Below are 24,691 nucleotides of genomic sequence, written 5' to 3'. Positions count from 1 at the left end.
CGCCCTGCGGGTACACGCCCAGGACGACCGTGGGCAGGCCGTCGGAGCCGACGACGAGATCGCCCACCTCGAGAGAGCCCATGGGGCGAAAACCCGTCGGCGTGAGCACCTGGCTGTCGAGCGGCTGCGCTCGGCCACGCATGTAGGCCAATGGAGCCACCTCGATCGTTCCGGAGGCCATGAGCTTGGGGATCGTCTCCGGCGCGAGCATGTCGTGGAGCGCGTCATAGAGCGGCCGGAGGTAGGGGTCGATCTTCTCGTTGAGCGTGCCGGGGAGGAAGCCGAGGCGCTCACCGGCCTCGACCGCCGGCCTGGTCAGGATGATGCGGTCGACCTGGTTGGCCTGCAGGGCCGCCACCGCCTTGGCCATCGCGAGGTAGGTCTTGCCGGTGCCGGCGGGACCGATGCCGAAGACGATGGTGTGCTCGTCGATGGCGTCGACGTAGCGCTTCTGGTTCAGCGTCTTCGGCCGGACGGTGCGGCCCCGGTGGCTGACGATGTTCATCGTCAGGACATCGGCAGGCCGCTCCGCCGTCTGGTTGCGGAGCATCGAGATGGAGCGCTCGACGGCGTCGCGGTTGAGTGGCTGGCCCGCCTCGACGATGACGAGCAGCTCGTCGAGGAGCCGGTCGATGATCTCGAGCTCGCCTGCCGGTCCCTGGAAGGTCATCTCGTTGCCGCGCACGTGGGTGTCGACCAGCGGGAACTGACGTTCCATGGTGCGCAGGAGCTCATCGCGCGGTCCGAGCAGGGACACCATCTCGATCGGCGGCGGCATCTCCCTGGTCAGCCGGTGGGCATCGCGGGGGTCCGCCGTGATGGGAAGGTCGGTATCGAACGGATCATCGGCGTCAGTCATCGTGGGTCGAGTCTACGTGGGGTCTACGTGGGGTCTACGTGGGCAGACCGGACGACCTCACCACGAACTCGGCGAGGTCACTGCTCTGCTGGACTCGCGACGGCTCGTGGACGTACATCATGTGGCCCGCCTCGTAATAGGCGTGCTCGATGTTGGCCCGGAGGGAGTCCGGCAGCCGGAGCTTGGCGAAGACGTGCTCGGCCGCGAAGTGAGGGGTCGCGCCGTCGTAGTAGCCGTAGGCGACGTGGACCCGCAGGTGCGGGTTCTGCCGCATCGCGCGCTCGAGGCGGTCCGAGACGTCGACGGGGCGGCCCTCGAAGTCCTTGAACGACCACGGCTGGACCCGCGAGGTGATCTGCTCGTAGTGCAGGTCCGACTGGTAGCCGAGCTCGTCTCGGACGTAGTGGTTCCAGGCCGCGGCATAGGGGCCCATGATCGCGTCGTGGGACGGGTCGGCGTCCATGTTCTCGGCGATGGCGCTCGCGGCCGGCCCGGTGAACCGGGCGTCGAGGCGCCCGACGGCGAGGTGCCGGTCCCGCAGCAGCTCGGTGAAGTAGCGCCAGTGCTCGATCCGCAGGTCGCAGCGATCGACGTAGTCCTCCGACAACCCGGACAGCCTCGCCAGAGTGGAGACGGCCGCAGCACGGTCGTCGGGTCCCAGCCGGGCACCCTGGGACAGGGCCCACGGGAGGTCGCGAGCGGCATACGCCTCGGCCTCCGTGAGGACGGATCGGAGGGAGCGGCGTCCGTGCTTGCCGTGGTAGTGCGCGATCGCGGCGTACGTCGGCAGGTAGAGCGCGTGCGCACGGTCGTTGCGCTGCTTCTCGAAGTCGATGGACGACAGGTCGAGGACGCTGCTGATGAGGATCAGCCCGTTGAGGTACATGCCGTAGCGATCCTGGAGGTGGGCGGCCAGCGCTGCGCCGCGGAGCGTCCCGTAGGACTCGCCCGCGACGAACTTCGGCGACATCCAGCGTCCGTTGCGCGATGTCCAGAGCCGGATGAGCTCGGCGACGTGCTCCACGTCCCGCTGGTACCCGTGGTACTCACCCGGCTTGCCGCCCTCGACCGCACGGCTGAAACCCGTGGACATCGGGTCGATGAAGACCAGGTCCGCGACGGCGAGCAGCGACTCGGGATTGTCGACCAGGTCGTAGGGCGGTGGCTTGAGATCGCCGACATCTCCCATGACGACGCGGCGGGGACCGAGGAGGCCCAGGTGCAGCCACACGCTCGAGCTGCCGGGTCCACCGTTGAACGCGAAGACCACCGGCCGGGTGTGTGGGTCGGCGTCGTCGAGCGTGTAGCTCGTCATGGACAGCTCCGCGCGCGCCGGGTGCCCACCGAAGGTGCCGTCCTTGTGCTCCTCCTCGCGGAGCACGACGCGTCCGGCCAACGCGGTGTACCTGAGCCGCCGTCGTCCGACCCGCAGGACGTGCTTCGTGGTGACGAGGTCGTCCTTCGGCTCCACCTCCGGCTTCTTGCGATCCGTTTCGGTGGTCGAGCCGTCCTTGCCCTGTGTGTCCTTGGCCTGTGTGTCCTTGGACTGTGTGTCCTTGGACTGCGGGTGCTGGGCCTCCGGTCCGGGCTGCTGGGACTCCTTCTCGCCGAGCGGCTTCCCGGCCGGGTTCTCGTCTGGCATCAGCGCTCGGTGAAGGTCTTGCCGCCCAGCACGTGGCCGTGGGCGTGGAAGATCGTCTGCCCGGCGTCGGTGCCCGTGTTGAAGACGAGCCGATGGTGCTCGTCGACACCCTCCTTGGCAGCGACCTCGGCGACGAGCTCGAACAGGGCAGCGAGGTCCGCTGGGGAGGCGGCCGCCAGAGCACCGATGGTCGGTTCGTGCCGCCTCGGCACGACGAGCACGTGGACGGGAGCAGCCGGGTTGATGTCCCGGAAGGCAACGGCATGCTCGCTCTCGGCAACCCGGTCCGACGGGATCTCGCCGGCGATGATCTTGCAGAAGAGGCAGTCGTCCTGCCCTGGAGTGGCGGTCATGATCGCCACCCTAAAGATGTCAACCGAACCACGCACCTGGGCGTCCCCTCATCGTGAGAACGTGGGGCATGGCTGCGACCTCGCACGACGCCGAGGACCGCGCGTCGTCCGGGAGCGACCCCTCGCCCGGAAGGGGCGCGTCCGCGACCGACCTTCCGGACGACCCGGACCGGGCGATCACGGAGCTCTACGCCGCGCACTGGCACCGGCTCGTGCGGCTCGCGTGGCTGCTGCTCCATGACCAGGGCGCAGCGGAGGACGCGGTCCAGGACGCCTTTGTCGCGACGCACCGCAACTGGCGCTCGATCCGGCAGACCGGAGGAGCCGTCGGGTACCTCCACACCGCGGTGGTCAACACCTGCCGCTCGGTACAACGCCACCAGGTCGTCGTCGACCGGCAATGGAAGCGTGACGCCGGCGCTGCGGACCTTCCGGACCGACGGAGCGCCGACAGCGCCGAGACCCAGGTGCTCAACGCGGCCGAACGCGGCGCGATGATCGAGGCGCTGCGCGGGCTACCCGCTCGTCAGCGGGAGGTTCTCGTCCTTCGCTACTACGCCGACCTGTCCGAGGCACAGATCGCGGAAGCGCTCGGGATCGCTCCGGGCTCGGTCAAGGCCCATGCCCACCGGGGCCTCAGCTCGCTCCGGCAGGGCATGCCCCCGCGCGGCCCCCACCAGTACCCCAACCCCGAGGTGGAGCAGTCATGAACCCCGACGACAGCCGTCGACGGACCGACCCCGACGCAGAGCCCGTGGTGATCGGCGCGGACCTCCGGGCCATCGAGGCGGGACTGCGAGACGCGCTGGCCGACGACGCACGGTCCTTCCAGCCCGGCGAGCGCCTTGACGCGATCCTCTCCGCGGCCCATGAGGCCGGCCCGGTGGGGGGCCAGCACCCGTCCGGACAGCAGCGGTGGACGATCCTCGCGGCGGCGGCCGCGGTCGCGCTCGTGGCCGGGGGCACGCTCTGGCTCGCCGGCCGCCCTGACGCCCCGCCGCCGGCTCCCTCGCAGACGACATCCACGAACACGGCTGCACCCTCGCCGTCACCGACGACACCGAGGTCGCCGTCCCCGTCTCCGCCGATCGTGCCCGTCCCCCCGACCGCCCCTCCCACCACCGGCGCTGCGACGACGGATCCGCCACAGGGATCGATCGACGGGATCCCGGTCTACTGGATCGGGCAGACAGGCGGTGCGCCGCGCCTGTTCCGCGAGTTCCGCACCGTGCCGGACACCGGCGGGCAGGTCGACTCGGCGGTGACCGCCATGACGGCGATGCAGCCTCGCGACCCCGACTACCTCACGCCGTGGCGACCTGCGTCCCGCGTGGAGGTCACGCGGCAGGGTGACGGGCTGACCGTGGACCTCTCCGCCGACGCCATCTCGGGGACGAACGTCGGCAGCGAGCTCGCCGACCGGGCCGTCCAGCAGCTCGTCTACACGGCGACCGCTGCGGCCCAAATGGCCGGGACCCCTGTCCGGACCGTGACGATCCTCGTCGACGGTCAGCCGGCTGAGGCCTGGGGTGCGGTACAGCTCGGCGACCCGATCGCCCGGGCGCCCCAGGCCGAGGTCCAGTCGCATGTCTGGGTGCTGGTCCCTGAGGAAGGGCAGAGGCTGTCGACTCGCCGAGTGCAGTTCAGGGGCTTCGGCACCTCGTTCGAGGCCAACTTCCTGTGGCAGATCACCCGGCAGGGCGGGACCGTGGTGGCCGAGGGAAACGCCATGGGTGGTACGGGCACCGGCGGCTTCGGGGAGTTCGCGTTCGAGCACACTCTGCCTGCCGGCGACTATGTCGTCAGGATGTCGACGGATGACCCGTCCGGCGGCGCCGAAGGTGGCGGTGCGCACGTCGACACGAAGTCCTTCACCGTCCGCTGACCCGGCCGCTCCACCCCACCGCCACACACCGAACGATCGAGTGTGCAACTTCTGCGCTACCAGCCCGCCGTGACCGTGGGCAGATCCGGCAGAAGTTGCACGCTCGATCGGCTAGCGCCAGCGCGACCTGGCGTTGAGCACCGCGAGCGTGGCCGGCCCAGCGGACGAGGAACGCAGGATCGTCGAACCGAGCCGCACGGTCCGCGCGCCCGCTGCCTCCAGAGCTTCCAGCTCCCGGTCCGAGATCCCACCCTCCGGTCCGACGACGACCAGCACATCGCCGGACTCCGGCACCTCGACCCCAGCGAGCGGCTCCGTGGCGTCCTCGTGGAGGACGAGGGTCAGCGCCGCCGTGCCGACCCGGCCGACCAGCGAAGGGAGGTCGACCGGGGAGGAGGTGAGCGGCATACGGGCTCGTCGGGACTGCTTCGAGGCCCGGGTCACGACGGAGGCCCACTTCGCCAAGGACTTGGCGGCCCGGTCGCCACGCCACACGACGATCGAGCGCTCGGCTGCCCACGGCACCACCTCGTCGACGCCGAGCTCGGTCGCCGCCTCGATCGCCTGCTCGTCTCGATCACCCTTGGCGAGGGCCTGGACGAGCACGAACCGCACCGCGGGCTCCGGCTCGTCGACGACTTCGAGGACCCTCCCGCGCACCGACGTCCTGTCCACCTGCTCCGCCTCCGCGAGCACGCGACGACCCAGCCCGTCGGCCACGAAGTAGCGCTCCCCCACCCGGACCCGGACGACAGCCGCCGCATGCCGCCCCTCGTCGCCGTCGAGGACGACGGTCGCGCCCGGCGTGGCTGCAGCCAGCCCGGCAGCATCGCCGAGGAAGAGCTGATGGGTCACGCGACCCTCACTTCTCCTTGAAGGCGTCCCTGATCTTGCCGAACAGGCCCTTGTTGGGCGTCAGGCGGCCCTCGGGCCGCTCCTCGCCGCGCAGGGCCGCGAACTGCCGGAGCAGGTCCTCCTGCTCCTCGGTGAGCCGCGTCGGCGTCACGACGGTCGTGTGGACGAGCAGGTCACCGCGTCCGCCGTGCCGCAGGTGGGTGACTCCGAGGCCGCGGAGCGTGATGACGTCACCGCTCTGGGCGCCGGGCTTGATCTCCAGGTCCTGCATCCCGTCGAACGTCGACAGCTTGAGCGTCGTGCCCATCGCGGCAGCCGCCATGGGCAGCTCGATCGTGCAGTGCAGGTCGTCGCCGCGGCGGATGTACGTGTCGTGCCCCGCCACGCGGATCTCGACGTAGAGGTCACCCTGCGGTCCGTTGCCGGTTCCGACCTCGCCCTCGCCGGTCAGCTGGATGCGGGTGCCCGTGTCGACGCCGGCGGGAATCTTGAGCTTGAGGGTGCGACGGGTGCGGACCCGGCCGTCACCGGAGCAGTCGTGGCACGGGTCGGTCAGGGTGGAGCCGTAGCCCTGGCAGTTGACACACGGCCGGGACGTCATGACCTGGCCGAGGAAGCTGCGCTGGACCTGCTGGATCTCGCCGCGACCCCGACAGATCGGGCAGGTCTGGCGACCGGTGCCGGGCTCGGCTCCGTCGCCGCCACAGCGCGAGCAGCCGATGGCCGTGTCGAGGGTCAGCTCCTCCTCGGAGCCGAACACCGCCTTCGCGAGGTCGATGTCGAGCCGGACGAGCGCATCCTGGCCCCGCTGCACCCGTGGACGGGGACCCCGCGTGCCTGCCGCTGCACCCGCCCCGAAGAAGGCGTCCATGACATCGCTGAACGAGAAGCCGGGGCCGGTGCCGAAGCCCGCGCCGGCAGTGGCGAACGGGTCGGCACCGAGGTCGAAGGACCGCCGCTTGTCCGGGTCGGAGAGGACGTCATACGCCTGAGAGACGCGCTTGAACTCCTCCTCCGCCTCGGGCCCGGGGTTCACGTCAGGGTGCAGCTTGCGGGCGAGCCGACGGTAGGCCTTCTTGATCTCCTCCTGACTTGCGTCACGGGAGACACCGAGGACGGCGTAGTAGTCGTTCAAGCGGGTGGTTCCTGTCATCTTCGTCTGGCGTCCAGGTCGTGTGTCGGTGGTGGGTCAGAGGGTTCGGTCAGTCGTCTCTCATGGTGCCGCGCCCGGCCAGGGCCGCTCGCTCACCTGATGCAACGAACGGTCATCCCGTGTGGTTCTCGTCGAGGATCTGCGACACGTAGCGGGCAACGGCCCTGACCGAGGCCATCGTCGTCGGGTAGTCCATGCGGGTCGGACCGAGCACGCCCAAACTGGCCACGCGCTCCAGACCAGACCCGTACCCCACCGAGACAAGTGAGGTCTTCTGCAGTCCGCTGACGGGGTTCTCCGAGCCGATCCGGACCGAGACGGCATCCGGGTCGTCACCGAGCTGTCCGAGCAGGCGCAGCAGCACCACGTGCTCCTCGAGGGCCTCCAGGATCGGACCGATCGACGTCGCGAAGTCGCCACCGGGCCGGGCCAGGTTCGCCTGTCCGGAGAGCACGACGCGCTCCTCCCGCTCCTCGACGAGGGCATCGCTGAGCGCCGACACGATGGCCTCCACGATGGAACGCTCGTCAGCAGGGGCGTCCTCCACGAGGTGGCGCAGCTCCGTCGCCGCGACGGTGAAGGGCACACCGGCAGCCACCTCGTTGAGCGAGGCCCGGAGGCTGGCGACGAGCTGCTCACCGGCGCTGCCAGTGGGCAGGGCCCGGACCTCGACGACCCGCTGCTCGACCCGACCGGTGTTGACGATGAGGATGACCATCAGGTGCATGACGCCGACCGGGACGAGCTCGATGTGCCGGATCGTGGACCGGGTCAGCGAGGGGTACTGCATCACTGCGACCTGGCGCGTCAAGCCGGCGAGCAGGCGGACGGTCCGGTCGACGACATCGTCGAGGTCGACCGCTCCCTCGAGGAACTGGCTGATCGCGCGCCGCTCCCCCGCACTGAGCGGCTTGATCTGGCTCAACCGGTCGACGAAGACCCGGTACCCGGCGTCGGTGGGCACGCGGCCGGCGGAGGTGTGGGGCGCGTGGATCAGCCCCTCCTCCTCGAGCTGGGCCATGTCGTTGCGCACGGTCGCGGCGCTGACGCCGAGGTGGTGGCGGTCGACGAGCGCCTTGCTGCCCACGGGCTCGGAGGTCTGGACGTAGTCCTGCACGATCGCACGGAGCACCATGAGCTTGCGCTCCTCGCTCATTCCTCACCTCCCGCTGGCACTCTCGTCACTCGAGTGCCAAGTCTACGTCGTGGCACGTCCCCTCGCGAAAGCCTCTCCGCCCAGGGCCGTCCTGGTCGAGTGTGCACTTCGCGCCGCGGCGTCACCTGCACACTCGACCGAGAGGAGGGCGGGCGGGGCGGCACGAAGTGCACACTCGACGAGAGGAGGGCGGGCACCCGCGTGGCGGTCCGGCTGGGAGCGAGCCCAGCGGCATACGCTCCATGATCGTGTCGCACCACGATCGTTACGGCTCCGACGTCCTCTCCGGCGACTGGCGAGCGCCCCGGCGGGGGCGCTCGGTCGACGTGCCCGCCGAGCCGGGGGTCGTCGTCGAGGAGGTCGAGACCGGCTGGGTCGGCGCCGTCGTGCGGGTGGAGAAGGCCGGCGGCATGCACGTCGTCACGCTCGAGGACCGCCGCGGGCGGGTGAGGGCGTTCCCGCTCGGGCCCGGATTCCTCGTCGACGGTAGGCCGGTCACGCTGACCAAGCCCCTCGCGGCCGCCTCGGCCGCTCTGGACGCCAGGCGCCAGGCACAGTCCCGTACGGCGAGCGGGTCCGTCGCCGTGCCTGGGGCCGCCGCGCGGGTGGCCAGCGGCTCTCGCATCTACGTCGAGGGCCGCCACGACGCCGAGCTCGTCGAGAAGGTGTGGGGCGACGACCTGCGCATCGAGGGCGTCGTCGTCGAGATGATGGACGGCGTCGACGACCTGGCCGGCATCGTCGCCGAGTTCCAGCCGGGCTCCGGCAGGCGGCTCGGCGTGCTCGTCGACCACCTCGTGCCGGGCACCAAGGAGGCCCGGATCGTGGCGCAGGCCCGGGCGCTGCCCGGGCTCAACGACCACGTCAAGATCCTCGGGCACCCCTACGTCGACGTCTGGCAGTCGGTGCGACCCGCACGCCTGGGGTGGGAGCAGTGGCCCGTCATCCCTCGAGGGCTGTCGTGGAAGCACGGGATCTGCGCGGCGCTGGGCTGGCCCCACGAGTCACAGGCCGACATCGCCCAGGCCTGGAAGCGGATCCTCGGCACCGTGCGGACCTACGCCGACCTGGAGCCGGCCCTCCTGGCCAGCGTCGAGGAGCTCATCGACTTCGTCACCGACGTGGCGGCACGATGAAGCGCCGCACGAGCGTCTCCTTGATCGAGGTGAACGGCGGGTAGATGGCCGCGAGGAGGTCGGGCTTCGCCGGCACGTCCAGCACCGGCTTGGCGTGGCTGAAGAGCGCGATCGACTCCTCACCGTGGTACTTGCCCATCCCGCTTGCACCGACTCCGCCGAAGGGCAGGGACGGTGCCCCCATGTGGACCAACGGCGCGTTGAACGCCAGTGCCCCCGACGAGGTGTCACGGATGAAGCGGCGCTTCGTCTCGCCGCGGGAGGTGAACACGTAGAGGGCGAGCGGCTTGTCCCTCGCGCTGATGAACTCGACCGCTGCGTCGACGCCGCTGACCTCGATGAGGGGCAGGATCGGACCGAAGATCTCCTCCTGCATGGCCAGGTGGTCACCGTCGACGCCATCGAGCACGGTCGGCTCGATGTAGCGGGACCCGGAGTCAGTGCCACCTCCCCGGACCACGTGGTCCCCCGTGATGAGGCGCGAGATCCGGCCGAAGTGGCGCTCGTTGATGATGCGCCCGTAGGCGTCCGACTGTGCGGGGTCCTCTCCGTAGAAGTCGCGGATCGCCTTGTCCAGCAATGGCTTCAGCGCGTCCAGCACGGGTCGGGTGGCGATGACGTAGTCGGGTGCCACGCAGGTCTGCCCCGCGTTGGTGAACTTGCCCCACACGATGCGGCGGGCGGCCGTGTCCAGGTCCACACCTTCATCGACGAACGCCGGCGACTTGCCACCGAGCTCGAGCGTCACCGGCGTGAGGTGGCGAGCCGCCGCTTCGAGAACGACCCGCCCCACGGTGCCGTTGCCGGTGAAGAAGATGTGGTCCCACGGCTGTGTCAGCAGCTCGGTCGTCTCCGGGACGCCACCCTCGACGACGCGAACCGCCGCGGGGTCGACGTAGCGGGGCAGCAGCCGAGCCAGCGTGGCCGACGTCGCCGGGGCCAGCTCGCTCGGCTTGAGGACGACCGCGTTGCCTGCAGCCAGCGCACCGGCGAGGGGAGCGAGGGCGAGCTGGACCGGGTAGTTCCAGGGGCTGATGACGAGCACGACGCCCAGGGGTTCGCGCACCACCTTCGCGCGGGCCGGCCGCATCCAGAGCGGCAACGGAGCCGACCGTGGCCGGGTCCGGGACTTCAGCTCCTTGAGGACGTGGGTGATCTCGTTGGACGTGAACCCGAGCTCGGTGATCCACGACTCGCTCGCGTGCTTGCCGAGATCGGCGTCGAGCGCCTCGATGAAGGCGCCCTCCTGCTCCGAGAGCATCCGTCGCAGTCCCGTCAGCTGGGCCCTTCGCCAGGCGAGCGGCTTGGTCACGCCGGTGCCGAACACACCTCGGAGCTCGTCGACCAGGCGGGCGGCGTCGAGCGGGTCCGGGCCGTCGGCCCCTGCCACTGGTGGTTGGATCGTCTGGGTCATCCTGCTCCTGTCACGTGATCAGTCGGTGCACGACCGTGTCGGCGAGCAACCGGCCTTGTCGGGTCAGTACGACCCGGCCGCCGCCCACCGCCGCCGGTCCATCGACGAGCCCGTCGGCGATCAGTCCCGCAACGGCGGCACGTCCTGATACTCGCAGGTAGTCAAGCGGAAGCCCCTCGATGATCCGTGTGCTGAGCAGCACAGTCTCGTCGTAGCGCTGCACCCCGGTCAGGGTCTCCCGACCCTGCGCCGGCGACTGGCCCGCCGCCAACCGGGCCGCGTAGGCAGCGGGGTGCTTGGCGTTCCACCAGCGCACTCCGCCGACGTGGCTGTGCGCGCCGGGGCCGACCCCCCACCAGTTCGCCCCCGACCAGTATGCGACGTTGTGCCGGCATCGGGCCTGCTCCGTCCGGGACCAGTTGCTCACCTCGTACCAGTCGTAGCCGGCCGCCGACAGCACCTCGTCCGCGAGCTCGTACTTGTCCGCCTCGTCGTCGTCCTCCGGCATCGGCACTTGGCCGCGCCGCACCTGGGCGGCCAGCTTGGTCCCCTCCTCGACGACGAGCGCGTAGGCGGAGATGTGGTCGGGCTCCATCGCGATGGCCACGTCGAGGCTGCGTCGCCAGTCGTCGAGCGACTCCCCCGGCGTCCCGTAGATGAGGTCCACGCTGACCTGCATCCCGGCTGCCCGGACCGCATCGACAGCGCGCGCGACGTTGTCGGGGTCGTGGGTGCGCTCGAGGGTCGCGAGCACGTGCGGCACCGCCGACTGCATCCCCAGCGACACTCGGGTGAAGCCTCCGGCCGCGAGCTCGGCCAGCGAGTCGGGTGTCACGGAGTCGGGGTTGGCCTCCGTCGTGACCTCCGCTTCGGGTGCGAGCCCAAAACGAGTCCGTATGCCGCTGAGCACCCTCACGAGGTCGCTTGACCTCAGCATCGTGGGAGTTCCACCACCCACGAAGACCGTTGAGATCATGGGTGAGTCGGCCCCGAGCACGGTCCGGGCCAGGTCCAGCTCCGCGAGCGCGGCGTCGGCATAGGTGTCGAGGCCGATGGACGGCCCCGACCCGTCGCGGGCGGCCAGCTCGGTCAGCGTGTAGGTGTTGAAGTCGCAGTAGCCGCACCGGATCCGGCAGAACGGCACGTGGACGTAGATGCCCAGGTCCGTGGTGGCGAGGCCCGCCAGGGCCGAGCTCGGAAGCTCGCCCGACGCGGGGGCGGCATCTCCGTCAGGGAGCGAGCTGGGCGGCATACGGCCATTGTCTCAGCCTCGGGAGGCAACTCTCCGCGCGGCGAGGTGGCGCCGTCCCGTCGATGGGACGGCGCCGCCTCCGTTGGACTCAGCTGTCGTCGCTGAACGTACCTCCGAAGATGTCGGAGTTCCCGAACCGCGACGGGCAGTCGTTGTTGGGGCCCGGACGCAGTGCGGTCGAGTGCGTGGCCGGTAGCTCGGCCGCCTGCTCCAGGTCCTCCTTCTCGTCGCCGACGATGGGCGCAACATCACCTGCGACGACGTCCTCGAAGAACGCCTGGCGGTAGGTGTTGATCGCCGTGCACACCTCGCCATTTCGCATGTCGTTCCAGACGGCGTAGCCGAAGTCCCTCGTGGCGACCGCGTAGTTGTAGTCGCCGAGGAACTCCGAGGTGAGGCCGTTTGCGCTCGACGCGCGGCCGTCGCCCACGCCACCACGGTGCTCGGTGGTCCAGCTCGAGATGGCACCCGAAGCCGAGACCTCCGCGTGCTTCACCACGCCGAGCACCCGACGGGATGCCGTGGTGTTGGCACGCCACGGATCGAGCCAGGCGTTGTACGTGAGCCAGACGTCGGTGCCATCGGGCGAGATCGCGATGGCGGGGAAGTTCGCCCGGTCCCCAGCGTCGCTGACGCCCGCGGGACCGGTGTACGAGCCACCGCCGTTGGTCGACGTGATGACGAGGGCCCGCTCCTGGTTCTGCCCGGCCCGGTCGTCCGACCAGGTGACGACGATCTGGTCGGTGGCGTCAGCGCCTGACGGGGCGCCGTTGGCGATGTCAAAGCTCGGGAAGGTGTTCGTCCGGGCGCCGGCGATGCCGTCGATGGTGAAGCGGCCTTGCACCGGGTCGAACTGGCCGATTCCCGCCTGGGTCGCGATGACCCTCGGACGCTCGAACCTGGCGCCGCCGTCGAACGAGCGGGCCTGGAAGAGGACGCTGCCACGGGTGAGGATGTCGGTGCCACCCCAGATGACGTAGACCACACCCTCGCTGTCCGTACGGATGGCGCAGCCCTGGCGCCCACCAGTCTGGTTGTTGTTCGTGGCGGCGGTCAGCTGCCGGGTCCGCCACGTGTCGCCACCGTCGGTCGACCGGGCGAACAGGACCGGTTCGGACCCCGCGGCGCCGCGGAAGCCGACGTTGCACACGTAGACGTTGCCGAAGTGGGCACTGGACTCCGCGTTGTCCGCCCAGATCTGCTCCTTGTCGCTGAACAGGGCGGAGTTCTGCCTCGTGACCACCACCGGGGGCATCCACGCCGAGTTCTCGCCGGCGATGGCGCCTGCGAGGTCGTCGGTCCGGGACACCGCGATCGCTGCCGCACCGGCAAACGGTGCGCGACCGGGGAAGGGCGTGGCGATGTTCGAGTAGTACAGGCGCTGGCCATTGGCCCAGGAGAACGAGCCGTCCGCTGCGGGCTGGGGCCCGAACACGAGCTCCGGATCGCCGTTGGAGACCATGCCGGCCTCGAAGTAGCCGGGCAGCGTCCCGATCGGCCCGGACGGGTCAGGGACGCACCCCGTGTCGCCGGGCGGCGGTACGCCGGGCGAGAGATCCTCCACGCCGAGACAGCTCGGTGCCGTCCGTGCCGAGAATCCCGTGTACTCCGGCTGCAGCCAGCTCACGCCGTTGTCCGTCGAGAACTGCACCCCGGACACGCCGACGCCCGGGGTGAACGGACAGGTGCGGTCGTCACCGGCGTTGCAGGCCTCCATGTCGATGTTGTCGTTGGCACCCGCCGCCAGGAGTCCCGGAGTGATCGGACTGACGGTGAGGCCGGGCTCGTTCTGCTTGTTCTGCGAGAACAGGTTGTCATTGCTTCCGACGGTCACCTCGGTGGAGCCACCGGGTGTGACAGGGGCGGCCTGGGCCAGCCCCGGAACCAGTACAGCGATTGCAGCGGCTGCGGTGAAGGCAGCCAACCGTGTGATGCGCATGGCACTCCTAGGTAGTGGGAACAGGCATGCGCGGCGCGCCCCGGTCGGCACAGGTGTTGCCTGTCTGGCCGCGGTGGTCGCACTGAGCATCGTGCAACCGCAACGAGCGCCGAGCAACCCCCCGAGGCGTTCGAAGCCACCCGTTGGCGGCCCGCCTCCGGACGAGGAGCGCCGCAAGGTGCTGCCGCGAAGATGAGCCGCAGTGGCTGGCCACGAGGGCGAGGCAAGCGATCCAGCCGGATCGCCTATCGTCGTAAGGGTGTACCAACCAAGCTGGATCGACCTCAGCGGCGTCGTCAACATGCGCGACCTCGGCGGTCTGCCGACCGATGGCGGCGAGGTCGTCCGCCACCGCCGCCTGCTGCGGTCCGACAACCTGCAGGACCTGGCAGCGCCCTCGGTCACGGCGCTGCTCGAGGAGTACCGCCTGACCGACGTCGTCGACCTGCGCACCCACGTCGAGGTGGCCAAGGAGGGAGACGGACCGCTCCGCGCCACGGCGGTGCACCACCACCACTTCACCCTCTACCGCGAGGAAAGCGACGAGTCCGGCATCCCGGCGGCGGAGCGCGTGCTCCCGTGGGAGCGGGACGAGGCCGAGGCAGCGGCGCGACGGGGGGAGCGCGAGAAGCGCCGCCGGAGCCACGACGAGTTCTGGTCCGAGCACTACCTGTCGTATCTCTCGACGCGGCCGGACTCCGTCGTCGCCGCCCTGCACGCCATCGCCAGCAGCGAGGGCGCAGCCATCGTGCACTGCGCGGCCGGCAAGGACCGGACGGGCACCATCATCGGCCTCGCCCTCAAGATCGTCGGCGTGCCGGACGACGTCGTGATCGCCGACTTCGCCGCCTCCGCGCAGAAGGTCCCGTTGATCCTCGAGCGGCTGCGCCTCAAGCCGGCCTACGCCGAGAACATGCGGAACAAGACCGTCGCGCAGCAGTCACCGACGACCGACACGATGCGGATGCTGCTGGGCGCGCTCGAGACGCGGCACGGGGGCGTCCACTGCTGGCTGAGCGACCAGGGCTGGACGAGCCGGGACACCGACCGGATGCGCCGCAAACTGCTCGACTGAGCCGACGCCAGCCAGCACCCGGTTCGAGGTATTCCACGGCTCCATGGAGCGGATTGTTACCTCGAACCGATCACCTCGAACCGATCAGCTCACCTCACGGTGAACTGCTTGGTGTCCACGGCTGGTCCGTCGCCCTCCGCACTCCCGGACGGGTCGTCCGTATACAGCTCCACGAGGTACAAGCCGGGCGAGAGCTTGGCGGAGAACCGCACGGGCCCGAAGGTCCCCATTGAGCCACCCATCGCGGTGCCACTGAGGTTGGTCCGGTTGTCCATGCCAAGGACTCGCCACCTGAACGTCGCCTCGAATGAGGTTCCGTAGCCCGTGAACTGCACCGTGCCGGCTCGCACCGCGGCGCCCTCCTGCGGCTCGACGATCCAGGACTGCGCCTGTACCTCAACCATGGGAGCGCGCTGCCAGCGACCCTCGAGGTGAACGGCACCCCATGCGTCGTACCTACCGCCGTTGACCGTGATGACCACCGAGTGCGCGTCGTTGCCCGTGACCTCCCCCGCTGCGAGCGCGGTGTACACGAGTTGCTGGACTGCCACCGAGGCCAGCTCACTGCCGACGTTCGTGTTGCGGAAGGCGTCGGCCGATATGTCCACAGTGAGGGTGGCGGCCTCGTCGGACACCTTCACCCAGCTGGCCGAACGCCACGGGTTGACGTAGTCCGGGTCCATTGGCGTGAGGCGGGTCATCGCCGAGATCGTCGACGAGATCGGTCCATCGATACGGGGAACGGTTCGGAACTCGCGGTAGAGCTTGAGCCCAGGGCCTGAACTTGCACCGACGAAGTAGACCGGCATCCCGGTCAGCATCGTGCGGGTGGTCGGCGAGGTCGTCGGGCGCGGCGAGGTCGGGGTCGTCGTGGGCTCCGATGTGCTCGTGCTCGGTTCTGTGCTCGGTTCGGTTGTCGGGGACGTCGATGTGGAGGTGGGGGCGACGGTCGCCGTTGCTCCCGGGGTGGCCGGCGACCTGCCGCACCCTGCCAGAGCGACGAGGGCTACGGCGAGGACCCCCATCCACATCCGCATCGCACGCCGTCCCTTGGCCTCCATGGCCCCTCCTGTCCTCGAGTCCCTCACTTCCAGTGCAGCGCTGCTGGTGTGGTGACGCCAGAGTCGAAGGTCCGCCTTTCTGCGCGCGAGCGGGCTACCCGCCGGCGTAGGTGCCGAAGCTCCAGCGGTTGCCCTCGCCGTCGGCGATGGAGAAGCCGCGTGAGCCGTAGTCCGTGTCCTCCATCGGCCGGACGACCTTCGCGGCCAGCTCCTGGGCACGCGCCCACACCGCGTCGGGGTCGTCCACGACGACATAGACGTTGGCCCCACCAGGGGGCGTCGCGAACGCGTCGTTCTCCTTGCCGCTCGAGTGGACCATGACTCGGCCGCCCTCCGGCCACATCATCTCGCTGTGGGTCACGGTTCCGTCATGGTCCTGCATGAGGATGCCGTCCGAGAAGCCGAGCGCCCGCAGCCAGGCCCGTGCCCCGACTGCGTCGTCGTAGCTGATCCCCGCCCAGATGTTGTGGTCAGTGCGGGTGGTGGTTCCCTGTGTCTGAGTAGCCATGACGAAACGCTCCCACGGAGCGGGCGCCGGGTCTTGGACGAATGCGAACCACACCAGCAAGCAGATCAGGCCGTATGCCGCTGTGCCGGGTCGGTCTCGCGAGTGGCCTTCGCGAGGGCGTCCTGGCGCCGCCACCGCGCCGGCGACGTCCCGGCGAGGGCGCGCCAGTCACGCGTCAGATGGCCCTGGTCCGCATAGCCGCACTCAACGGCCACGTCGGCGAGCGGGGTGCCACCTGAGGCGACGAGCCGCACCGACCTCTCGAACCTGCTCACCTTCGCAACCGCCTTCGGGGCCAGGCCGAACTCGGCCGAGAACTGCTGCTGGAGGTGGCGCATGGACCAGCCGAGGTGGCGCGCGACGTCGGTGATCGCGACCGATCCGCGACTGCGGCGGATGAGCCGCCACGCCTCGGCCACCTCGCCGCGGGGAACGCTGTCGCGCCCTCCCCCAGTACGGCTGTCCCCGAGCCGGGCGAGAAGCAGCTGCTCGACGAGCTCGAGGCGCCGGCCCCACGAGTCCGTCTCGTGGAGCCGCTCCCGCAGCCGCTCCGCATCTGCGCCGAGGACGTCAGCGAGCTCGAAAGACCCGTCCGCGAGCTCCGCCGCCCGGCAGCCGAAGATGGCCCGCGCCGCTCCCGGGCGGAGCGCGAGCTGCACGCCGTGCTGGTTGCCGTCGTGGTGGACATGGGTCGGCGCGGCCGACAGCCCGGCGAGGACAGAGCCGTAGGCACTGGGGTCACCCGGCGGGTCTGACACGGTCAGCGGGGCATCGAGGGGGATGACGAGCGTGAGCGAGCCCGACGGCATACCGACATGGACTCCCGGTCGGAAGCCGGACAGTCGGTAGCCCACCGCACGCTCCACCCACGGCGCAAGGGCCGGGCTGACGACGTGCTCGTGGTGCTCGGCATGGGGCGGCACCACTCCACCGTAACGGCGGGGTTGACGTCGGCGCGGCTACTTCTTCGCCTGGTCGCCGCCGTCGCTGGAGAGCGCGGCGATGAACGCCTCCTGCGGGACCTCGACGCGCCCGACCATCTTCATCCGCTTCTTGCCCTCCTTCTGCTTCTCGAGCAGCTTGCGCTTGCGGCTGATGTCGCCGCCGTAGCACTTGGCGAGCACGTCCTTGCGGATCGCGCGGATGTTCTCGCGGGCGATGATCCGGGAGCCGATCGCGGCCTGGATCGGCACCTCGAACTGCTGCCGCGGGATGAGCTCCTTGAGCTTGGTCGCCATCATGACGCCGTAGGAGTACGCCTTGTCCTTGTGGACGATCGCCGAGAAGGCGTCGACGGGCTCGCCCTGCAGGAGGATCTGCACCTTGACGAGGTCGGCGACCTGCTCGCCGTCGGGCTCGTAGTCGAGCGAGGCATAACCACGGGTCCGCGACTTCAGCTGGTCGAAGAAGTCGAAGACGATCTCCGCAAGCGGCAGCGTGTAGCGCATCTCGACCCGGTCCTCGGACAGGTAGTCCATGCCGCGCAGCTGCCCGCGCTTCTGCTGGCAGAGCTCCATGATCGCCCCGATGAACTCGCTCGGGGCGAGGATCGTCGCCCGGACGATCGGCTCGCTCACCGAGGCGATCTTGCCCTCGGGGAACTCGCTCGGGTTGGTGACGTGGACCTCGGATCCGTCATCCATCATCACGTCGTAGACGACGTTGGGCTGGGTCGAGATGAGGTCGAGGTTGAACTCCCGCTCGAGCCGCTCGCGGACGATCTCGAGGTGGAGCAGGCCGAGGAAGCCGCACCGGAAGCCGAAGCCCAGCGCGGCCGACGTCTCCGGCTCGTAGACGAGCGCGGCGTCGTTGAGCTTGAGCTTGTCGAGGGCGTCGCGCAGGTCGGGGTAGTCGGACCCGTCGAGCGGGTAGAGCCCGGAGAAGACCATCGGCTTGGGATCGCGGTACCCGCCGAGCGACGCCTTGGCCGGCTTGCTCGCATTGGTCACCGTGTCACCGACCCGGGACTGGCGCACGTCCTTGACGCCGGTGATGAGGTAGCCGACCTCGCCCACGCCGAGGCCCTTGGACGGGATCGGCTCGGGGCTGATGACGCCGATCTCGAGCAGCTCGTGCGTCGCCCTGGTCGACATCATGACGATGCGCTCACGCGGGTTGAGGTTGCCGTCGACGACGCGGACGTAGGTGACCACGCCCCGGTACGTGTCGTAGACGGAGTCGAAGATCATCGCCCGGGCGGGTGCGTCCGAGTCACCGACGGGGTGCGGGATCTGGGCGACGATCTGGTCGAGCAGCGGCTCGACCCCCTCCCCGGTCTTGCCGGACACGCGGAGGCAGTCGGCGGGGTCGCCGCCGATGAGCTTGGCCAGCTCCTCGGCGTACTTCTCCGGCTGTGCGGCGGGCAGGTCGATCTTGTTGAGGACCGGGATGATCGTGAGGTCGTTCTCCATCGCCAGGTAGAGGTTCGCGAGGGTCTGCGCCTCGATCCCCTGCGCGGCGTCGACGAGCAGCACGGCGCCCTCGCAGGCGGCGAGGCTGCGCGAGACCTCGTAGGTGAAGTCGACGTGGCCGGGCGTGTCGATCATGTTCAGCGCAAAGGTCGACTCGGCCCCGTCCCGCTCGACAGCCCAGGGCATCCGCACCGCCTGGCTCTTGATGGTGATGCCCCGCTCGCGCTCGATGTCCATCCGGTCGAGGTACTGCGCACGCATCTGACGCGCCTCCACCACCCCGGTCAGCTGGAGCATCCGGTCGGCGAGGGTCGACTTGCCGTGGTCGATGTGCGCGATGATGCAGAAGTTGCGGATCAGGTCCGGCGGCGTTGCGTGGGGCGCCAACGCGGAGCGGGCCATGGGCGACACGGTGGGAAGAACCTCGCAGGTCGTGGGGATGGTCTGTCGGGGGCGTAGCGGTGCGCCACGGTCCCGTGGGTCAGTCTCCCACGCTTTGCCGGACCGCTTTTCACGTATGCCGCTGGGCTGGCTCCCGCACGCCGGTGACCGAACGGGTCGAAAAGGTCTCGAGCCGATCGACGTCCGGGTGAGAGGTTGGTGGACGACCGACCGCGACGAGAGGGGAAGACCCATGGAGACCCTGATCACCCGCGCTGATGGGCGAGAGGACGGCGAGGAGTGGACCGAGAACTACGAGCGGCTCCCTGGCGGCGCAGGCATCTCGATCATCCTCGAGTCGACGACGAAGGAGGGCGTCGGGCCGCGGCTGCACCGGCATCCCTACGCGGAGACGTTCATCATCCGCCGCGGCTCAGCGACCTTCACCGTCGGTGCGGGCGAGGACGCGCGCCACATCATCGGCCGCGGCGGCCAGGTCCTCGTCGTCCCGGCGCAGACGCCGCACCGCTTCCGGACCGGCCCCGGGGGCTACGAGGCCGTGCACATCCACGCCAACTCCGAGTTCGTCACCGAGTGGCTCGAGTGACCGCTCCACCGCCCTGCCGTGCGACGCCCTGCCCTGACGCCTTTCCCACGATCGAGTGAACGGCTTTCGGGCAGGGACGAGTCGAGATCGGCCCGAAAGCGGTTCACTCGATCGATGGGTCAGGCGGGGTAGACGAGGGCCGGGCCGATGACGCGGATGGCGACGTCGTCGCCGCGCTGGAGCGGTGCGACCGTCCGGGCCAGGACCCGGACCGGGACGTCGCCGGACCGGACGGTCAGGCGGGCCAGGGCGTCGTGCCCGAAGAAGCTGACGTCGTCGACATGGGCGCCCGTTGCTCCGCGCTCGACCCGGGCGTCGACCCGGATCTGCTCCGGACGGACGACGGCGACGACCGGGCCGTCGGCGGGCAGCACGCTGCCGTGGATCGGGAGCCGGCCCAGGACCGTGTCGACGGTGGGGCCGGACTTGGTGCCGGGCAGCTCGACGAGGTCACCGACGAAGCGGGCGACGTCGAGGTCGACGGGTCGGTAGTAGACCTCCGTCGGGCTGCCGTGCATGACGAGCCGGCCGGCCTCCATGACGGCGACCGAATCGGCCATGGACAGGGCCTCCTCCTGGTCGTGCGTGACGATGATGGCGGTGGCGTCTATGGTCCGCAGCACCTGGCTCACCTCGTCACGGACCTGGGCGCGCAGTCCGGCGTCGAGGGCGGAGAACGGCTCGTCGAGCACGACGACTCGTGGGCTGGGGGCCAGCGCCCGGGCCAGGGCGACCCGCTGCTGCTGGCCACCGGAGAGCTGGTCGGGCCGGCGCGTGCCGAGTCCGGCGAGGCCGACGAGCTCGAGCATCTCGTCGACCCGCCGTCGGCTCGCACCCGAGCGGGGCAGGCCGTAGCCGACGTTCCGGGCGACGTCGAGGTGCGGGAAGAGCGCGCCCTCCTGCGGCACGACGGCCACGCCGCGCCGCTCGGGCGCGACGACGCTGACCTCGTCGACGACCGCGCGGCCCTCGATCTCCACCCGGCCCCGGTCGGGGCGGATGAACCCGGCAACGATCCGCAGCAGCGTCGTCTTGCCACAACCGGACGGCCCGAGGACCGCCGTGAGCTCGCCCGAGGACACGGTCAGGTCCACGTCCGCCAGCGCGGTCGTCGAGCCGAAGTCCTTCGACACGCCAGAGAGCTTTACCTCACTCACAGGTCCTCCGTTGCGGTGAATCGGCCCTGCGTCCGCATGAGCCACAGCGTGGGCAGCACGGCGAGCAGGACGAGGGCGAGCGCATAGGGCGCGGCGGCCGCGTAGGCGGCCACGCCCGTCTCGGTCCACAGGCTGGTGGCCAAGGTGTTGGCGCCGGTGGGGCGCAGGAGCAGCGTCGCGGGCAGCTCCTTCATGATCGTCAGCATGACCAGGGCGGTTCCCGCGGCGATGCCGGGGGCGGCGAGCGGGATGGTGACCCGCCGCAGCACCGTCAGCGGTGCGCTGCCGAGGGACCGGGCGACCTCCTCGATCCGCGGAGGGCTCATCGCCACGGCACCCCGCACCGCACCGATGCCGGCCGGAAGGAAGAGGACCGCATAGGCGATGAGCAGCAGCGGCGTCTGCTGGTAGATCGGCTGGGCAACCCGGACGCCGAAGAAGACGAGGGCGAGCGCGACGACGATGCCCGGCAGCGCATGACCAGCCCAGGTCGCGGTCTCGATGACGGCGCTCGACCGGCTGCGGTGCCGCGCCACGAGGACCCCGATCGGGATCGCCAGGGCCATGGTCGCCACGGCGCCGAGGACGGCCAGGAACAGCGTCGTCCCGGTGCTCGTCAGCAGCCGCTCGGTGTCGATGCCGGCGGACAGGCCGGTCGCGAACCAGTAGAGCAGCGACGCGACCGGGAAGGCCAGGGCGACGACGAGCAGGACCCCGGCGAGCCCCGACGCGACCGGTCCCAGCGGGCCGAGCCGCTGCAGCTCAGGTCGCCTCGAGACCCCACCACCAATCCGGGTGTGCTCGACCGGCCGGCGGGTCCACCGCTCCCCCACGGCGATGATCACCGTGATGACGACCAGCAGCGTCGAGAGGACCGCGGCGGGCGTCCGGTCGAAGGTCGCGGTGTAGGAGGTGTGGATGACCCGGGTGAACACGTCGTACTGCAGGATCGAGACTGCGCCGAAATCACTGAGCGTGTAGAGCGCCACGAGCAGGCCACCCGACGCCGCCGCCGGCCACACCTGCCGCGCCGTCACGGTCCAGAAGGTGCGCCACGCGGACCTTCCCAAGCTGCGGGAGACCTCCTCCTGCGCCGGGTCCACCGACCGCATCGCGGCCATCACCGGCAGGTACACGTACGGGTAGGTGCAGGCGGTCAGCACGATGACCGCACCCATGAAGCCGCGCGCCCACGGGACGGCGGCCACCCAGGCGAACGCGGCCACGTAGCTCGGGATGGCCAGCGGCAGCGGCGCCAGCACCGCGATGGACCGACGTGCCGGCATCGCGGTGCGGGTCACGAGTGCGGCCAGACCGATCCCGATGAACAGGCACAGCCCGGTCACAACGGCGGCCAGCCCCAGGCTGCGGCCGATCAGAGGCAGCGTTCCGGGACGGCCCAGGATCTCGAGGATCCGGTTCGGGCCAGCCTCGAAGGTGCGCGCCAGCAGGTACCCGAGCGGCAGCACGGCGAGCGCCGCACCCGCGATAGCCGGGAGGACGAGCCACCACGGAGGACGTCCGAGGCCCGCACGAGCCGTGGCAGCGCCGACCGGACCGGTGGCAGGGTCGGCCACCGGGCGCTCGGTCGTCGTCAGCTCGCTCAGGTCAGTCCCACCTCGCCCAGCATGGCCAGGGTGGTCTCCAACGAGTCGAGGTCGTTGAGGTCGATGCTCGACTTCCTCAGGTCAGCGAGCGGCGGGAGGTCGTGCTTCGAGGCGATGCCCTCGATGACCGGATACTCCGCCGTCTCGTCGGCGAAGTACTGCTGCGCCTCCTCGGACAGCAGGTAGCTCGCCGCCTTCGCGGCGGCCTCCTTCTGGTCGGTGCCCTTGAGGATCCCAACGCCCGCGACGTTGATGAGGGCGCCCGGGTCGTCGGCATCGAGGAAGTGGATCTTGGCCGTGACCGCGTCGGCGCCCTTCTCGGCGACCCGCTCATACCAGTAGTAGTGGTTGATCAGACCCAGCGCGACCTCGCCCTTGTCGACTCCGTCCAGGACGAGAACATTGTTGTCGTACTTGCGCGGCTCGTTCGCCTTGAACTTCGTCAGCCACTCCTTGGCCCCGTCCTCGCCCTTCGCGACGCGCAGCGCGGTGACGAAGGCGTGGAAGGAGGCATTGGAGGGCGCGTAGCCGATCTTCCCCTTGTACCTGGGGTCGAGCACCTCGTCGACCGAGGTCATCTGCTCGACCTCTGGAGCCTGCTCAGGGTTGAACGCGATGACCCGGGCCCGAGCCGACGTCCCGACCCAGAGCCCGTTGGGGTCCGCGAAGCCGTCGATGACCTGCTCCGACACCGCCGGGTCGAGCGGCTCGAGCCGGCCCGCCTTCGCGAGCGCCCCCAGGGCGCCGGCGTCCTGGCTGAAGAAGACGTCGGCCTTGGTCGCGTCGCCCTCCTCGAGCAGCTGGGCCGCAAGCTCACTCGAGCCCGCATAGCGGACCCCCACCTTCACCCCGGTCTGCTGCTCCAGGTCCTCCAGCACACCGGCGACCAACGCCTCGCTGCGGCCGCTGTAGATGACCAGGTCCGCACCCTCGGTCGTGTCTGTCGGGCCGTCGCTGCCACCGCACGCTGCGGCACCAAGAACGGCGAGCGCCGCGACGGACGCGGTGAGGAAACGACGAAGGTGCACGTGCTGCTCCTGCCACAGGGTCAAGTTAGGACATGCTTACCTTAGTGCACCCCGAGTGGTGCCTCGACAGCTGTTCCTCAAAGCGGAACAACGACCCGCCGACCGGCGCCGGACTCGCCCATGACGACGGGACACTACGGTGACTCCATGTCGTCGACCCTTGGACGGATCAAGGCTGCACTGCGCAGCCTCACCCGAGCGACGACGAAGCGTGGCCGGGCACCCGCCCGGCAGGCGTCGAAAGCGAGCCCAGCGGCATACGCCCCCTATGTCGGAGACGCGACGACGCTGCCCGACATGACGTACGCCCCGCGTTCCGACGGCGCGCCGGACCCGGGTGAGATCGTCTGGTCCTGGGTGCCCTACGAGGAGGACCACACCCGCGGCAAGGACCGTCCCGTCCTCGTCATCGGGCGGGAAGGGAACCAGCTCATCGGGCTGCAGCTGACGAGCCAGGACCACGACAGGGACGCGAACCAGGAGCGTCGCGTCGGTCGCGAGTGGGTCGACATCGGGACCGGGGCCTGGGACCACCGCAAACGCCCGAGCGAGGTGCGCGTCAACCGCCTGCTCCGACTCGACCCGGCACACGTGCGCCGGGAGGGCGCGGTCCTGTCACGCGACCGCTACGAGGACGTCATCGCGGCCGTGCGCACGCACTACACCTGAGCCCGGTATGCACTGAGCCCCCCACCCGATCGGGCGAGGGGCTCGGTGAAGCGTTCGATGGTCGCGTCAGAGGGACGCGGCCTTCCTGGCCATGGTCGACTTCTTGTTGGCGGCCTGGTTCTTGTGGATGACACCCTTCGACACGGCCTTGTCGAGCTTCTTCGAGGCGGTCTTCAGGGCGTCGGCGGCGGCGTCCTTGTCGCCGGAGGCGGCAGCCTCGCGGAACTTGCGGACCCACGTGCGAAGCTCGCTCTTGACCGCCTTGTTGCGCTCGGTGCGCTTCTGGTTGGTCTTGATGCGCTTGAGCTGCGACTTGATGTTTGCCACGTGATGTACTTTCTGGGTCGGAATGGTTGCCGTTAGAGGGCGGCAAAGCTGCTCGGGACCGGGCGTGGGGCACCCTTGCGTGAGCCGCTCTGGATGGTGCATGCATGCGCGCACGACCTGAGCGCGCACGCAAGGCACAAAGTTACCAGCGTGGCGAGCACCCAGCCAAACCGGCCGGGTGCCTTCTGGCTTCTGGGCGGATCGCCTGTCCACTGG

At 70.0% G+C, this 24,691-nt stretch carries 23 protein-coding genes and 1 pseudogene; 7 read left to right on the top strand and 17 right to left on the bottom strand.

Annotated features, from left to right (window positions below):
- Positions 1-130 precede the first annotated feature (130 nt).
- From VJN29_RS06230 to VJN29_RS06220, 3 genes and pseudogenes are all read right to left on the bottom strand, one after another.
- Positions 131-859: pseudogene (locus tag VJN29_RS06230) on the bottom strand (PhoH family protein); the annotation flags it as partial.
- 34 nt (positions 860-893) lie between these two features.
- The gene (locus VJN29_RS06225) at positions 894-2,501 is read right to left on the bottom strand and encodes a S10 family peptidase (protein WP_324142722.1); all 1,608 of its coding nucleotides are present in this window, start codon (positions 2,499-2,501) and stop codon (positions 894-896) included.
- A complete protein-coding gene (locus VJN29_RS06220; RefSeq protein ID WP_324142721.1) occupies positions 2,501-2,854 on the bottom strand; it encodes an HIT domain-containing protein in 354 nt (117 codons plus the stop codon). Before VJN29_RS06220 ends, VJN29_RS06225 begins: the two co-directional genes overlap by 1 nt.
- A 68-nt stretch (positions 2,855-2,922) precedes the next feature.
- On the opposite strand from VJN29_RS06220, the gene VJN29_RS06215 reads away from it, so the two are divergent.
- Together VJN29_RS06215 and VJN29_RS06210 are read left to right on the top strand one after the other, a co-directional pair.
- Positions 2,923-3,564 carry a SigE family RNA polymerase sigma factor gene (locus VJN29_RS06215; RefSeq protein ID WP_324142720.1) on the top strand — a complete coding sequence of 214 codons (642 nt, stop codon included), beginning with the start codon at positions 2,923-2,925 and terminating at the stop codon, positions 3,562-3,564.
- Positions 3,561-4,739: a Gmad2 immunoglobulin-like domain-containing protein gene (locus tag VJN29_RS06210; RefSeq protein WP_324142719.1), complete on the top strand. Its 1,179-nt coding sequence runs from the start codon at positions 3,561-3,563 to the stop codon at positions 4,737-4,739. Before VJN29_RS06215 ends, VJN29_RS06210 begins: the two co-directional genes overlap by 4 nt.
- A gap of 111 nt (positions 4,740-4,850) precedes the next feature.
- Here the strand turns inward: VJN29_RS06210 and VJN29_RS06205 are convergent, their stop codons facing one another.
- The 3 genes from VJN29_RS06205 to hrcA all read right to left on the bottom strand — a co-directional run bounded on the left by VJN29_RS06205 (position 4,851) and on the right by hrcA (position 7,903).
- Positions 4,851-5,594: a 16S rRNA (uracil(1498)-N(3))-methyltransferase gene (locus tag VJN29_RS06205; protein ID WP_324142718.1), complete on the bottom strand. Its 744-nt coding sequence runs from the start codon at positions 5,592-5,594 to the stop codon at positions 4,851-4,853.
- Positions 5,595-5,601: 7 nt separating this feature from the next.
- Positions 5,602-6,729, bottom strand: coding sequence for a molecular chaperone DnaJ (gene dnaJ / locus VJN29_RS06200; RefSeq protein WP_324142717.1), 1,128 nt, complete (start codon positions 6,727-6,729; stop codon positions 5,602-5,604).
- Positions 6,730-6,859: 130 nt separating this feature from the next.
- Positions 6,860-7,903 carry a heat-inducible transcriptional repressor HrcA gene (gene hrcA, locus VJN29_RS06195; RefSeq protein WP_324142716.1) on the bottom strand — a complete coding sequence of 348 codons (1,044 nt, stop codon included), beginning with the start codon at positions 7,901-7,903 and terminating at the stop codon, positions 6,860-6,862.
- 242 nt (positions 7,904-8,145) lie between these two features.
- Here hrcA and VJN29_RS06190 point away from each other — a divergent pair, with 242 nt between their 5' ends.
- A complete protein-coding gene (locus VJN29_RS06190; RefSeq protein ID WP_324142715.1) occupies positions 8,146-9,039 on the top strand; it encodes a DUF3097 domain-containing protein in 894 nt (297 codons plus the stop codon).
- Here the strand turns inward: VJN29_RS06190 and VJN29_RS06185 are convergent.
- From VJN29_RS06185 to VJN29_RS06175, 3 genes are all read right to left on the bottom strand, one after another.
- Complete coding sequence (locus VJN29_RS06185) at positions 9,017-10,453, bottom strand: aldehyde dehydrogenase family protein (protein ID WP_324142714.1); 1,437 nt, start codon at positions 10,451-10,453, stop codon at positions 9,017-9,019. The two genes, VJN29_RS06190 and VJN29_RS06185, sit on opposite strands and share 23 nt — an antisense overlap.
- Before the next feature lie 10 nt (positions 10,454-10,463).
- Entirely contained in the window at positions 10,464-11,705 is a 1,242-nt protein-coding gene (hemW, locus tag VJN29_RS06180; RefSeq protein WP_324142713.1) for a radical SAM family heme chaperone HemW, read from the bottom strand.
- Between the two features lie 88 nt (positions 11,706-11,793).
- Complete coding sequence (locus VJN29_RS06175) at positions 11,794-13,644, bottom strand: sialidase family protein (protein WP_324142712.1); 1,851 nt, start codon at positions 13,642-13,644, stop codon at positions 11,794-11,796.
- Positions 13,645-13,903: 259 nt separating this feature from the next.
- Between VJN29_RS06175 and VJN29_RS06170 the strand changes: the two genes are divergently transcribed.
- Positions 13,904-14,719, top strand: a complete 816-nt coding sequence (locus VJN29_RS06170) for a tyrosine-protein phosphatase (protein ID WP_324142711.1) — start codon at positions 13,904-13,906, stop codon at positions 14,717-14,719.
- An 89-nt stretch (positions 14,720-14,808) separates the two neighbouring features.
- Here the strand turns inward: VJN29_RS06170 and VJN29_RS06165 are convergent, their stop codons facing one another.
- Positions 14,809-15,528 (bottom strand): Gmad2 immunoglobulin-like domain-containing protein, encoded by a 720-nt coding sequence (locus VJN29_RS06165; RefSeq protein WP_324142709.1) that lies wholly within the window; start codon positions 15,526-15,528, stop codon positions 14,809-14,811.
- A 19-nt stretch (positions 15,529-15,547) separates the two neighbouring features.
- On the opposite strand from VJN29_RS06165, the gene VJN29_RS06160 reads away from it, so the two are divergent.
- Positions 15,548-15,835 carry a hypothetical protein gene (locus VJN29_RS06160; RefSeq protein WP_324142708.1) on the top strand — a complete coding sequence of 96 codons (288 nt, stop codon included), beginning with the start codon at positions 15,548-15,550 and terminating at the stop codon, positions 15,833-15,835.
- A 39-nt stretch (positions 15,836-15,874) separates the two neighbouring features.
- Here VJN29_RS06160 and VJN29_RS06155 read toward each other — a convergent pair whose 3' ends face one another.
- The 3 genes from VJN29_RS06155 to lepA all read right to left on the bottom strand — a co-directional run bounded on the left by VJN29_RS06155 (position 15,875) and on the right by lepA (position 19,101).
- Positions 15,875-16,288 (bottom strand): VOC family protein, encoded by a 414-nt coding sequence (locus tag VJN29_RS06155; protein WP_324142707.1) that lies wholly within the window; start codon positions 16,286-16,288, stop codon positions 15,875-15,877.
- 65 nt (positions 16,289-16,353) lie between these two features.
- Positions 16,354-17,211 (bottom strand): helix-turn-helix domain-containing protein, encoded by an 858-nt coding sequence (locus VJN29_RS06150; protein ID WP_324142706.1) that lies wholly within the window; start codon positions 17,209-17,211, stop codon positions 16,354-16,356.
- A 36-nt stretch (positions 17,212-17,247) separates the two neighbouring features.
- Complete coding sequence (gene lepA / locus VJN29_RS06145) at positions 17,248-19,101, bottom strand: translation elongation factor 4 (protein ID WP_324142705.1); 1,854 nt, start codon at positions 19,099-19,101, stop codon at positions 17,248-17,250.
- A 232-nt stretch (positions 19,102-19,333) separates the two neighbouring features.
- Between lepA and VJN29_RS06140 the strand changes: the two genes are divergently transcribed.
- Positions 19,334-19,687, top strand: a complete 354-nt coding sequence (locus VJN29_RS06140) for a cupin domain-containing protein (RefSeq protein ID WP_324142704.1) — start codon at positions 19,334-19,336, stop codon at positions 19,685-19,687.
- A gap of 119 nt (positions 19,688-19,806) precedes the next feature.
- Here VJN29_RS06140 and VJN29_RS06135 read toward each other — a convergent pair whose 3' ends face one another.
- The 3 genes from VJN29_RS06135 to VJN29_RS06125 are packed head-to-tail and all read right to left on the bottom strand — an operon-like array spanning position 19,807 to position 23,479.
- Positions 19,807-20,820 carry an ABC transporter ATP-binding protein gene (locus VJN29_RS06135; protein WP_324142703.1) on the bottom strand — a complete coding sequence of 338 codons (1,014 nt, stop codon included), beginning with the start codon at positions 20,818-20,820 and terminating at the stop codon, positions 19,807-19,809.
- 20 nt (positions 20,821-20,840) lie between these two features.
- Entirely contained in the window at positions 20,841-22,421 is a 1,581-nt protein-coding gene (locus tag VJN29_RS06130) for an iron ABC transporter permease (protein WP_324142702.1), read from the bottom strand.
- Between the two features lie 26 nt (positions 22,422-22,447).
- Positions 22,448-23,479 carry an extracellular solute-binding protein gene (locus VJN29_RS06125; RefSeq protein ID WP_324142700.1) on the bottom strand — a complete coding sequence of 344 codons (1,032 nt, stop codon included), beginning with the start codon at positions 23,477-23,479 and terminating at the stop codon, positions 22,448-22,450.
- A gap of 147 nt (positions 23,480-23,626) precedes the next feature.
- On the opposite strand from VJN29_RS06125, the gene VJN29_RS06120 reads away from it, so the two are divergent.
- Positions 23,627-24,148, top strand: a complete 522-nt coding sequence (locus VJN29_RS06120) for a type II toxin-antitoxin system PemK/MazF family toxin (RefSeq protein WP_324142698.1) — start codon at positions 23,627-23,629, stop codon at positions 24,146-24,148.
- A 66-nt stretch (positions 24,149-24,214) separates the two neighbouring features.
- On the opposite strand, the gene rpsT is transcribed toward VJN29_RS06120, so the two are convergent.
- The gene (rpsT, locus tag VJN29_RS06115) at positions 24,215-24,475 is read right to left on the bottom strand and encodes a 30S ribosomal protein S20 (protein ID WP_324142697.1); all 261 of its coding nucleotides are present in this window, start codon (positions 24,473-24,475) and stop codon (positions 24,215-24,217) included.
- Between the last annotated feature and the right edge of the window lie 216 nt (positions 24,476-24,691).

Source organism: Intrasporangium sp. (assembly GCF_035280925.1).
GTDB lineage: Bacteria > Actinomycetota > Actinomycetes > Actinomycetales > Dermatophilaceae > Intrasporangium.
This window is presented reverse-complemented; position numbering and strand designations above follow the sequence as displayed.